The 11,024-nt window shown below is 60.3% G+C and carries 9 protein-coding genes and 1 pseudogene; 4 read left to right on the forward strand and 6 right to left on the reverse strand.

Annotated elements, in window-relative coordinates; genetic code table 11:
* Positions 1–191 precede the first annotated feature (191 nt).
* Together ACP7EW_RS18270 and ACP7EW_RS18275 are read left to right on the forward strand one after the other, a co-directional pair.
* A complete protein-coding gene (locus ACP7EW_RS18270; protein WP_426218732.1) occupies positions 192–1,109 on the forward strand; it encodes a FecR family protein in 918 nt (305 codons plus the stop codon).
* A gap of 3 nt (positions 1,110–1,112) precedes the next feature.
* Positions 1,113–3,090 (forward strand): annotated as a pseudogene (locus ACP7EW_RS18275) (CHASE2 domain-containing protein).
* Positions 3,091–3,271: 181 nt separating this feature from the next.
* Here ACP7EW_RS18275 and ACP7EW_RS18280 read toward each other — a convergent pair.
* The 4 genes from ACP7EW_RS18280 to glyQ form a co-directional block, all read right to left on the reverse strand.
* A complete protein-coding gene (locus tag ACP7EW_RS18280; protein WP_426218734.1) occupies positions 3,272–4,042 on the reverse strand; it encodes a lysophospholipid acyltransferase family protein in 771 nt (256 codons plus the stop codon).
* An 82-nt stretch (positions 4,043–4,124) separates the two neighbouring features.
* A complete protein-coding gene (gene gmhB, locus ACP7EW_RS18285; RefSeq protein ID WP_161630242.1) occupies positions 4,125–4,661 on the reverse strand; it encodes a D-glycero-beta-D-manno-heptose 1,7-bisphosphate 7-phosphatase in 537 nt (178 codons plus the stop codon).
* 2 nt (positions 4,662–4,663) lie between these two features.
* Positions 4,664–6,718: a glycine--tRNA ligase subunit beta gene (glyS, locus tag ACP7EW_RS18290; protein WP_038847378.1), complete on the reverse strand. Its 2,055-nt coding sequence runs from the start codon at positions 6,716–6,718 to the stop codon at positions 4,664–4,666.
* Entirely contained in the window at positions 6,715–7,668 is a 954-nt protein-coding gene (gene glyQ, locus ACP7EW_RS18295) for a glycine--tRNA ligase subunit alpha (RefSeq protein WP_003187265.1), read from the reverse strand. Before glyQ ends, glyS begins: the two co-directional genes overlap by 4 nt.
* 81 nt (positions 7,669–7,749) lie before the next feature.
* Here glyQ and ACP7EW_RS18300 point away from each other — a divergent pair, with 81 nt between their 5' ends.
* On the forward strand, positions 7,750–8,307 hold the full coding sequence (locus ACP7EW_RS18300) for a DNA-3-methyladenine glycosylase I (protein WP_426218737.1): 558 nt from the start codon (positions 7,750–7,752) through the stop codon (positions 8,305–8,307).
* A 40-nt stretch (positions 8,308–8,347) separates the two neighbouring features.
* A complete protein-coding gene (locus ACP7EW_RS18305; RefSeq protein ID WP_033900470.1) occupies positions 8,348–9,235 on the forward strand; it encodes a lysophospholipid acyltransferase in 888 nt (295 codons plus the stop codon).
* A gap of 72 nt (positions 9,236–9,307) precedes the next feature.
* Here the strand turns inward: ACP7EW_RS18305 and ACP7EW_RS18310 are convergent, their stop codons facing one another.
* Positions 9,308–9,616 carry a tetratricopeptide repeat protein gene (locus ACP7EW_RS18310; protein WP_426218739.1) on the reverse strand — a complete coding sequence of 103 codons (309 nt, stop codon included), beginning with the start codon at positions 9,614–9,616 and terminating at the stop codon, positions 9,308–9,310.
* A gap of 19 nt (positions 9,617–9,635) precedes the next feature.
* On the reverse strand, positions 9,636–11,009 hold the full coding sequence (gene trkA, locus ACP7EW_RS18315) for a Trk system potassium transporter TrkA (RefSeq protein ID WP_010207735.1): 1,374 nt from the start codon (positions 11,007–11,009) through the stop codon (positions 9,636–9,638).
* Between the last annotated feature and the right edge of the window lie 15 nt (positions 11,010–11,024).

Below are 11,024 nucleotides of genomic sequence, written 5' to 3' on the forward strand. Positions count from 1 at the left end.
TGCGCAGATTCATCGACCCCTCGGATCTCTCTATACGCTGGGATCAATGAGCGGTTAACCCATTGAAAGTCCTCGATACCAATGTGGGAAAGATACCGGCTCCTGACCGTAAGGAAAAGGATCAGCCGACGCATGCGCTGCCGTAAACTCCTGTGCGCTGATGTCTGTTGCCCTCTGGAACCCTGACTTGTATGAGCGCCATGTTTCTTTCTCCTAATTGCCTGCGCTGCGCCCTTCCCTCTTTGTTGATCATGATGGTGGGCTCGGCGGGCGCTGCTACAAAGGTTCGTGCGCCATACATCGACGATGACTTCCTGTGCCGGGTCCAGCCTCTGCCTGCCGTAGTCCAGCATCTCACCGGCGAAGCCTGGAAGCTCGATACCCGGGGCAAGATGATTCCCCTGCTCGAAGGCATGTCTATTGATGAACAGGAAGGTGTGAAGACCTCGGCGTCGGCGTTCGTCAGCCTGTTGCTGGGTGATGGATCCCGCGTGGTGTTGCCCTCTGATTCCCAGGTGCGGCTCCACTTGGAGAAGAAGCTGTCTATTCCCCAGGTGGTACTCGAACAAGGCCAGGCCGAGGCGTATGTGATCAAGCGTGCCAGCGATCATGATCGCTTCCAGATCGTGACGCCGGTAGGGGTGCTGGGGGTGCGAGGTACGCACTTTCGGGTGCGCAATGACGCTGAGCGATCGCTGTTGGAGGTGTTGGACGGCCAAGTCGCCGCCAACCGGGATCGGACAGGCGAGATCAAAGTGGCTGCACGCCAAGGCCTGCTCTTCAAGAAACAGGGCGACCTCAATCCTGTAGAACTGCTGGCCGCACCGAAGCTGATCGGCCAAGACGGCCAGAAAGGCGACGCGCCGATCTGGAGCTTATACCTTCGGCCATTGCCCGGCGCCCAGCGCTACCGTGCGCAGGTCGCCACTGACAAAGCCTTTATGAACATCAAGCAGGAAAACTTTTCCAGCATGCCGAAAATGAGCTTCACTGGGCTCAAAGCTTCGTTCTATCACGTGCGCTTGTCGGCTTATGACGAAAACGGCCTGGAGGGAGAAACCGGGGTCTATGACATTTTCTACTACCCGCCCACTGCTCAGGTACATTGACCAATGATGCTCTGGGGCAAGGCCGAAAAACGTCAACCCACCCATGCCCAGCGCCTGTTCCACGGCCTGGTGCGCGAGTGGTTGTGGATAGGTTTACTGTTGTTGCCCATCACCGCCTACCTGTCGCTGAGCCCGGGCCTGGCCTTGAACAATCCGTTATACGACAGCCTGCGTCGCCTCACACCCCTACCCGTCGATCCACGGATCCTGCTGGTGACGATCGATGATTCCAGCCTTAAGAAGCTCGGACGATGGCCTTGGCCACGCAGCCTGCACGCCGACCTGATCGACCGCCTGAGTGCCGTGCAACCGGCGGGCATTCTGTTCGATGTGATCTTCAGTGAGCGCGGCGACCCCGCCAATGACAAACGCCTGGCCGAGTCGGTCTGCAACGCCGGCAATGTCTTGCTACCCCTGCTCCGTGAAGGTGCTGCGAGCTACAGCCAACCGGACACGCAGATGATGCCCTTGCTCAAATGCGCCAAAGGTCTGGGCCACATCAATGTTCGATCGTTTCGTCACACCTCTGTCTTCGACGGTGGGCACCACGGCAGGCGTGGAGATCCAGGCCAACGTGCTCAATGGCTTGCTTCAAGGCCGCAGCATCGTTGATCTGCCAGGCTGGCTTGCAGCCTTGATGGCGACCTCATTGGTGGCATTGTTATTGGGCCTGCTGCTCTATCGCCCGCGCTACGCACTGTGGATGACCCTGGGCTGCATGGCTGTCGCGGTACTCGGTTCCCTGGCCCTGTTGCGCCTGGGCCACTGGTGGTCGCCTGCGGCCTGTCTGATCGGCTTGCTGCTCAGCTACCTGATTTGGAACTGGCGCCGCCTCAGTGTGATCCTCGCCTATTTCGGCTGGGAACTGGCACGCCTGGACAACGAACCCAAAGTCCTGCCTGAACGCCGCCGTGCACCTGCCAGCAAAGGTGATGTGTTGCAGGCACGTATCTTTGCCCTGGAACAGGCCGTAAGCCGCACACGCGACACACGGCGCTTTATGGCCGATGGCCTGGAGTGCCTGCCGGTGGCAACCCTGATTACCGATCCCAAGGGCAATATCCTGCTGGCCAACCGCATTTCCCGGCAAGTGTTCGGCAATGATCTGGTCAACGAAAACCTGTTGGAGCAACTGGCGGATTTGGGCTACCCGCCGCTGCACAATGGCGTGCGCCCTGCCCTGTCGGCGCTGGAGCTTGTGGAGTTCCGGGACATCCACCAACGCAGCCTGCGCATGGAGCTTGCGCCCTTGCTGCCGGCTGAAGGCGATGTCGCCCTTGGTTGGCTGCTGAGCCTGACGGATCTGAGCAAGGAGCGCGAAGCCCAGCAACACCGCGAGACCATGTTGCGGTTCCTCTCTCACGACCTGCGCGCACCCCATTCAGCGATCCTTGCACTGCTGGATGTGCATAGCGGCGAGTCTCCGGTGTTTGCCCAGATCGAACAGCAAGTTCGCCGTGCCTTGGGTCTCACCGAATCCTTCGTGCAACTGGCGAAAGCCGAAGCTGATGGTTACCAGTTCCAGCCGACGCTGTTCGCCATGTTGGTCATGGATGCCTTTGACCAAGTGACGCTGATTGCCCAGCTCAAGGGGATTCATCTGGTTCACGACTTGGACGAGGCCGATGAAGGCATGGTGTCGGCTGATCAGTCACTGCTCACACGGGCGTTGTTCAACGTGCTGGAGAACGCCATCAAGTATTCGCCTTCCGGAACCACCGTGAGGTTGAGGCACAGCAGCGCCGAAGGCTGGTTGGAATGCCGTATCAGTGACCAGGGCCCGGGGATTGCTGCAGAGGACCTGCCGGAGCTGTTCAGCCAATACCGCCGCTTCGATTCGGCCCAGGGCAGCGAAGGCCTGGGGTTGGGGTTGACGATGGTCAAGGCTGTGGTAGAGCGTCACGGGGGGCGTATCAGTTGCGAAAGCGTGGTGGGCAAAGGCACCACATTCAGCCTTAAACTGCCGTTGCTGGAAGACTGAAAAACGTACTTTTCTGCTGTGCATAAAAAACCGGTCACAAGGACCGGTTTTTTTATTCGGAAAAAACTTATGCACCTTTTCCGTGATTTTATGAGCTTGAGAAATATGTAAGTAAATCAGCCTCTTAAAAGACAAAAAAGGTGATTCGCCAACAAACCGTACACAGGTTATCCACAGATGCTCAGATCACCGGCGTGTCGACTACAACCGGCTCCGGCGGCAACGACCCCATGGCCCGTTGCTGGGCTTCGTTCCACGCCTGGGCGCGGTCATTCAGCGCGGCGATGGCACGGGGTCCTTCACCTTCGGCGTACATTGGTTCACCGATCACCACGGTGATGGTGCCTGGGCGTTTCGCCCAGCCGGTCTTTGGCCAGAACTTGCCGGCGTCATGCGCAATCGGCAGCACCGGCAGATGCGCATTCACCGCTAAAGCCGTGCCGCCGCGTGAGAACTTGCCTACCGTGCCGTAGGGCACACGTGTGCCTTCGGGGAAGATCAGCACCCAAACACCGTCCTTGAGCAGCTCATCGCCTTTCTTGGCCACGTGCTTGAGTGCGGCCTTGGGGTTGTCACGGTCGATGGCGATCGGGCGCAGCATCGCCATGGCCCAGCCAAAGAACGGTACGTACAACAGCTCGCGCTTGAGTACCTGGCTCAGCGGCGAGAAGTACGCCGACAGGAAGAACGTCTCCCAGGTGCTCTGGTGGTTCGACAGAATCACGCAGGGCTGGTCCGGGACGTTTTCCGCGCCCTTGACCTCGAATCGGATGTTCAGGAACACCTTGGACAGCCACAACGCGCAGCGGCACCAATAGACGTTGATAAAGCGATAGCGCGCCTTGAATGGCAAAAAGGGCGCAATAAAAAAGCTCAGGGTGCACCAGAGGAACGAACTGGTGCCCAGCAGCAGGTAAAAGAAAAAGGTTCTGATGGCCTGCAAAATCGACATGGCGGCATTTACCGTTGCGGGACGCGGCCCGCCTGCTAAAAGCGCACTCCCGAGCAATCCTTGTTCAGGAAGTCGAGGGTGGCTAGTTGTTGATAAGTTCTGCGGCAACGGCCGCCAGATCGTCAAAAATCAAGGTGCCTACCGGCAGGTTTTTCGCCTGGGTCTTTTCGCCTTTCCCGGTCTTAACCAAAACTGGCTGAGAGTCGACGGCTTTGGCCGCCTCCAGGTCACCGAGGCTGTCCCCGACGAACCATATCCCAGCTAACGGCACCTTGTAATGTTCTGCAATGGTTTTCAACATGCCAGGCTTGGGTTTGCGGCAATCGCAGCCCTCATCCGGCCCGTGGGGGCAGTACACCACCAACCCCACCTCACCGCCCTGCTCGGCCACCAACGTGCGCAAGCGCGCGTGCATGGCGTCCAGGGTCGCGATGTCGTAGTAACCACGGGCGATGCCGGACTGGTTGGTGGCGATGGCCACCGTCCAGCCGGCTTTGCTCAACTGCGCGATGGCCTCGATCGAGCCGGGCAGTGGAATCCATTCCGCCACCGACTTGATGTAAGCGTCGGAGTCGACATTGATCACCCCGTCCCGATCGAGAATCAGCAGTTTCAACATGGTCAGCTCAGCGTCGAAATGTCAGCAATGTTGACGAACAGACCGCGCAGGCGCGCCAGCATGGCGTAGCGGTTTTTGCGTACGCCGGCATCGTCGGCATTGATCATCACGGCTTCGAAGAACGCATCCACCGGGTCACGCAAGGTGGCCAGGCGCGCGAGCGCTTCGGCGTAGTTACGCTCGGCGATCAGCGGTTTCACTGCAGTCTCCGCTTTGGCGATGGCCGAGTTCAGCGAGAACTCCTTGGCGTCGGCAAACAGGCCTGGGTCGACGTCAGCATTGCCCAGGCCTTCGGCCTTGCTCAGCAGGTTCGACACACGTTTGTTCACAGCGGCCAGGGCGTCGGCTTCCGGCAGTTTGCGGAAGGCCTGCACGGCTTGTACGCGCTGGTCGAAGTCCAGCGCCGAACCCGGTTGCAGGGCACGTACCGCCAGGTACACCGACACGTCCACGCCTTCGTCTTCGTAACGCGCACGCAGGCGGTCGAACACGAACTCCAGCACTTGCTCGGCCAGGCCGGCTTGCTTGACCTTGGCACCGAACTGGCCGACGGCAAACACCACGGCCTGGGTCAGGTCGAGGTCGAGCTTCTTGTCGATCAGGATACGCAGCACGCCCAGGGCCGCACGGCGCAGGGCATACGGGTCTTTGCTGCCGGTTGGCAGCATGCCGATACCGAAGATACCCACAAGGGTATCCAGCTTGTCGGCGATGGCCACCGCAGCGCCGGTCAAGGTGCTTGGCAGTTCAGCACCGGCACCGCGCGGCATGTACTGCTCGTTCAGGGCCAGGGCCACATCGTCCGGCTCGCCGTCGTTGAGGGCGTAGTAGTAGCCAGCAACGCCTTGCATCTCCGGGAACTCGCCGACCATCTCGGTGGCCAGGTCGCACTTGGACAGCAGGCCTGCACGCGCAGCCCAGGCGGAATCGCCACCAATGCGTGGCGCAATGTAGGCGGCCAGCTTGGAAACGCGTACGGCCTTGTCGTAGACGCTGCCGAGTTTTTCCTGGAACACCACGTTCTGCAGGCGCAGGTTGAAGTCTTCCAGCTTCTGCTTCTTGTCTTGCTTGAAGAAGAACTCGGCGTCAGTCAGGCGCGGGCGAACGACTTTTTCGTTACCGGCGATGATCTGCTGCGGGTCCTTGCTTTCGATATTGGCCACGGTGATGAAGCGCGGCAACAACTTGCCGTCCACGTCCAGCAGGCAGAAATACTTCTGGTTGTCCTGCATGGTGGTGATCAGTGCTTCTTGCGGCACGTCGAGGAAACGCTCTTCGAACGAACACACCAGCGGCACCGGCCATTCAACCAGCGCGGTCACTTCGTCGAGCAGGCTTGGCGGCACGATGGCGGTGCCTTCCTGCAGGCGAGCCAGCTCTTCGGTACGCTTGCTGATCAGCTCGCGACGCTCGTTGGCGTCGGCCAGCACGTAGGCGGCACGCAGGTCGGCGGCGTAGTTGGCCGGCGAGGTGATGCGTACAGCTTCAGGGTGATGGAAGCGGTGACCACGGGAATCACGACCGGCTTTCTGGGCAAGGAGGGTGCAATCGATGACTTGGTCACCGAGCAGCATCACCAGCCACTGGGTCGGACGTACGAACTCTTCCTTGCGAGCGCCCCAGCGCATGCGCTTCGGGATCGGCAGGTCGTTCAACGAGTCTTCAACAATGGTCGGCAACAGGCTGGCGGTCGGCTTGCCGGTGATGACCTGGCTGAAGCGCAGTTTCGGGCCACTCTGGTCGATCTCGCTCAGCTCCACGCCGCACTTCTTGGCAAAACCAAGGGCGGCTTGAGTCGGGTTGCCTTCGGCATCGAAAGCGGCCTGGCGCGGTGGGCCGTCGAGGTTGATGTTGCGGTCCGGCTGCTGGGTTTCCAGCGCGGTCAGCAACACGGCCAGGCGACGTGGCGCGGCGTAGACTTTCTTCGCGGCGAATTTAAGACCCGCGGTCTGCAGGCCTTTTTCGATACCGGCCAGGAACGCATCGGCCAGGGTGTTCAGTGCCTTGGGTGGCAGCTCTTCGGTGCCCAGTTCAACCAGGAAATCTTGAGCACTCATTGTGCAGCCTCCAGCTTAGCCAACACTTCATCACGCAGGTCCGGGGTTGCCATCGGGAAGCCCAGCTTGGCGCGAGCCAGCAGGTAGGCTTGGGCGACGGAACGCGCCAGGGTGCGTACACGCAGGATGTATTGCTGGCGCGCGGTGACCGAGATGGCACGGCGGGCATCCAGCAGATTGAAGGTATGGGAGGCCTTCAACACCATTTCATAGCTTGGCAACGGCAGCGGCTGGTCGAGCTCGATCAGGCGCTTGGCTTCGCTTTCATAGAAGTCGAACAGTTCGAACAGTTTGTCGACGTTGGCGTGTTCGAAGTTGTAAGTGGATTGCTCCACCTCGTTCTGGTGGAACACGTCGCCGTAGGTCACTTTGCCGAACGGGCCGTCAGCCCACACCAGGTCGTAGACCGAGTCCACGCCTTGCAGATACATGGCCAGGCGCTCGAGGCCGTAGGTGATTTCGCCGGTCACCGGGTAGCACTCGATGCCACCGGCTTGCTGGAAGTAAGTGAACTGCGTCACTTCCATGCCGTTGAGCCAGACTTCCCAGCCCAGGCCCCAGGCGCCCAGGGTCGGCGATTCCCAGTTGTCTTCGACAAAACGGATATCGTGAACCAGTGGGTCCAGGCCCACGTGCTTGAGCGAGCCCAGGTACAGTTCCTGGAAGTTGTCCGGGTTCGGCTTCAGTACCACCTGGAACTGGTAGTAGTGCTGCAGACGGTTCGGGTTTTCGCCGTAGCGGCCGTCAGTCGGGCGACGACTGGGCTGCACATAAGCGGCGTTCCAGGTTTCCGGGCCGATGGCCCGCAGGAATGTAGCGGTGTGGAAAGTGCCGGCGCCTACTTCCATATCGTAGGGCTGAAGTACCACACAACCTTGCTCGGCCCAGTATTGCTGGAGGGCGAGGATCAAGTCTTGGAAGGTACGCACGGCTGGCGTAGGCTGGCTCACGAAATTCACCTGTTACTTGGGCTGCGATTTAAAGAGCGGGAGTATACCCGATTCGGCCGCGCCACCATCCCCTGGAGCCTTATGCCACGCTGCTTTTGGTGTTCTGAAGATCCGCTGTACATGGCTTATCACGATCAGGAGTGGGGAACGCCGCTGCGCGATGCGCAGGGTTTGTTCGAGTTGCTTTTACTCGAAGGGTTCCAGGCGGGCCTTTCCTGGATCACCGTTTTACGCAAACGCGAGCATTATCGAAAGGTCTTGTTTGGTTTTGATGCGCAGCGGTTGGCGCGTTTGTCCGATGACGAGATCGAAGCACTGATGCAGGATCCGGGCATCGTGCGCAATCGCCTGAAACTCAACGCCACCCGCCGCAATGCCGCTGCCTGGCTGGCGCTGGGGGACCCGGTGGGGCTGCTCTGGTCCTTTGTTGGTGGCCATCCCAAGGTCAATCACTTCAAGGACCGCAGCGAAGTGCCAGCGATTACACCCGAGGCTGAAGCCATGAGCAAAGCCTTGAAAAAAGCCGGTTTCACCTTCGTCGGGCCGACCATTTGCTACGCGTTCATGCAGGCCTCGGGCATGGTCATGGACCACACTCAGGACTGCGACCGTTACGCGGACCTGGCCAACGCCGGTTAGAATGCCGGCTTTGCGCACCACACACGATCAGGAGTGACCTGTGGAAAAGTTGAAAGGCGCCTTGCTGGTAGGCGCTCTCCGGTTGTTTGCCCTGCTGCCCTGGCGCGCTGTCCAGGCCGTCGGCACGGCGATTGGCTGGATCATGTGGAAAACCCCCAACCGCTCCCGCGACACGGTGCGGATCAACCTGTCCAAATGCTTTCCGGACATGGACCCCGTCGAGCGCGAAGCGCTGGTCGGCCGCAGCCTGATGGACATCGGCAAGTCCCTGACCGAAAGCGCCTGCGCCTGGATCTGGCCGGCCCAGCGTTCCATCGACCTGGTGCGTGAAGTCGAAGGCCTGGAGGTGCTGCACGAAGCCCTGGCTTCGGGCAAAGGCGTGGTCGGCATCACCAGCCACTTGGGCAATTGGGAAGTGCTGAACCATTTCTATTGCAGCCAGTGCAAACCGATCATTTTCTACCGCCCGCCCAAGCTCAAGGCGGTGGATGAATTGCTGCGCAAGCAGCGCGTGCAACTGGGCAACCGCGTGGCGGCGTCGACCAAGGAAGGCATCCTCAGCGTGATCAAGGAAGTGCGCAAGGGCGGCCAGGTGGGAATCCCGGCTGATCCTGAGCCGGCTGAATCGGCCGGCATCTTCGTGCCATTCTTCGCCACCCAGGCGCTGACCAGCAAATTCGTACCGAACATGCTCGCGGGCCATAAGGCCGTGGGTGTGTTCCTGCATGCACTGCGGCTGCCGGATGGTTCAGGTTACAAAGTGATTCTGGAAGCGGCACCGGAAGACATGTACAGCACCGACACCGCCACCTCCTGCGCGGCGATGAGCAAGGTGGTGGAGCGTTATGTCGGCGCTTATCCGAGCCAGTACATGTGGAGCATGAAGCGCTTCAAGAAGCGCCCTCCGGGCGAAGAGCGGTGGTATTGATGCCGGCTTGACACTTGTAGTGAGCGAGCTTGCCTCGCGCGGGGCAAGCCCGCTCACTACAAAAGCACGCGTTTACACGCGGTCGACTTTCTTCAGGAACACCGCCATCTCTTTTTCGGCCTGTTTGTCGCCATGGGCCTGGGCCGCTTCGATGCCCTTCTCCCACGCCAGCCGCGCCGCTGCACGATCTTCCAGCCCCAACTGCGCCTTACCCAACAACTTCCACGCCGCCGAATACTTGGGGTCGAACTCCACGCATTTCTGCAGATGCTCGGCCGCCTTGGCGTTGTCCTTCAGGTCCAGATAACCCTTGCCCAAACCAAAACGCAGCAGGGAATTATCCACACCCTTGGCGAGCATTTTTTCCAGGGATTCGAGCATGCAGGCGTACTCCGTTGTGTCAGAAAAAGCTCAGGCCCACGTGGAACAGTTTCTCCACATCGCGGATATGTTTCTTGTCCACCAGGAACAGAATCACATGGTCCCCGGTTTCGATCACCGTATCGTCGTGGGCAATGATCACCTCTTCATCACGGATGATCGCGCCAATGGTGGTGCCCGGTGGCAAGCCGATATCGCGGATGGCCTTGCCGATCACCTTGCTCGACTTGGAATCACCGTGGGCAATCGCCTCGATGGCCTCCGCCGCGCCACGGCGCAGGGAGTGCACGCTGACGATATCGCCACGACGCACGTGGGCCAGCAAGGTGCCGATGGTCGCCAACTGCGGGCTGATGGCGATGTCGATATCGCCGCCCTGAATCAGGTCCACATAAGCCGGGTTGTTGATGATGGTCATCACCTTCTTCGCGCCCAGCCGCTTGGCGAGCAGCGATGACATGATGTTGGCTTCGTCATCGTTGGTCAGGGCCAGGAAGATATCCGCGTCGGCGATGTTCTCTTCCATCAGCAGGTCGCGGTCAGAAGCACTGCCTTGCAGTACGACGGTGCTGTCGAGGGTGTCGGATAAATGCCGGCAACGTGCCGGACTCATCTCGATGATCTTCACCTGGTAGCGGCTTTCGATGGCTTCGGCCAAACGCTCGCCGATCTGCCCGCCGCCGGCGATGACGATGCGTTTATAGGTCTCGTCGAGGCGGCGCATTTCGCTCATGACGGCACGAATGTTCGCCTTGGCGGCGATGAAAAACACTTCGTCGTCGGCCTCGATCACCGTGTCGCCCTGGGGCAGGATCGGGCGGTCGCGTCGGAAAATCGCCGCGACGCGGGTTTCCACATTCGGCATGTGCTCGCGCAACTGGCGCAGTTGCTGGCCCACCAACGGGCCGCCGTAGTAGGCCTTTACGGCGACCAGTTGCGCCTTGCCGCCGGCGAAGTCGATCACCTGCAAGGCGCCCGGAATCTCGATCAGGCGCTTGATGTAGTGGGTCACCACCTGTTCAGGGCTGATCAGCACGTCGACCGGAATCGCATCGTTGTCGAACAGCCCGGCGCGGGTCAGGTAGGCCGCCTCGCGTACACGGGCGATTTTGGTCGGGGTGTGGAACAGGGTATGGGCGACCTGGCAGGCGACCATGTTGGTTTCGTCGCTGTTGGTCACGGCCACCAGCATGTCGGCATCGTCGGCTCCGGCCTGGCGCAGCACCGTCGGGAACGATGCGCGGCCCTGCACGGTACGGATGTCGAGGCGGTCGCCCAGGTTGCGCAGACGCTCGCTGTCGGTGTCGACCACCGTGATGTCGTTGGCTTCGCTGGCCAAATGTTCGGCCAGCGTGCCGCCGACCTGCCCTGCCCCAAGGATGATGATTTTCATCCAGTCACTCCCTTA

Origin of the sequence: Pseudomonas sp. DWRC2-2 (genome assembly GCF_049897885.1) — a bacterium.
Classification (GTDB): domain Bacteria; phylum Pseudomonadota; class Gammaproteobacteria; order Pseudomonadales; family Pseudomonadaceae; genus Aquipseudomonas; species Aquipseudomonas azotoformans_A.

What these genes read in the sequence shown, in the direction of transcription:
- ACP7EW_RS18270 (WP_426218732.1), top strand. Translation starts at nt 192, where the DNA reads ATGAGCGCCATGTTTCTTTCTCCTAATTGCCTGCGCTGCGCCCTTCCC.
- ACP7EW_RS18280 (WP_426218734.1), bottom strand. Translation starts at nt 4,042, where the DNA reads ATGTCGATTTTGCAGGCCATCAGAACCTTTTTCTTTTACCTGCTGCTG.
- gmhB (WP_161630242.1), bottom strand. Translation starts at nt 4,661, where the DNA reads ATGTTGAAACTGCTGATTCTCGATCGGGACGGGGTGATCAATGTCGAC.
- glyS (WP_038847378.1), bottom strand. Translation starts at nt 6,718, where the DNA reads ATGAGTGCTCAAGATTTCCTGGTTGAACTGGGCACCGAAGAGCTGCCA.
- ACP7EW_RS18300 (WP_426218737.1), top strand. Translation starts at nt 7,750, where the DNA reads ATGCCACGCTGCTTTTGGTGTTCTGAAGATCCGCTGTACATGGCTTAT.
- ACP7EW_RS18310 (WP_426218739.1), bottom strand. Translation starts at nt 9,616, where the DNA reads ATGCTCGAATCCCTGGAAAAAATGCTCGCCAAGGGTGTGGATAATTCC.
- trkA (WP_010207735.1), bottom strand. Translation starts at nt 11,009, where the DNA reads ATGAAAATCATCATCCTTGGGGCAGGGCAGGTCGGCGGCACGCTGGCC.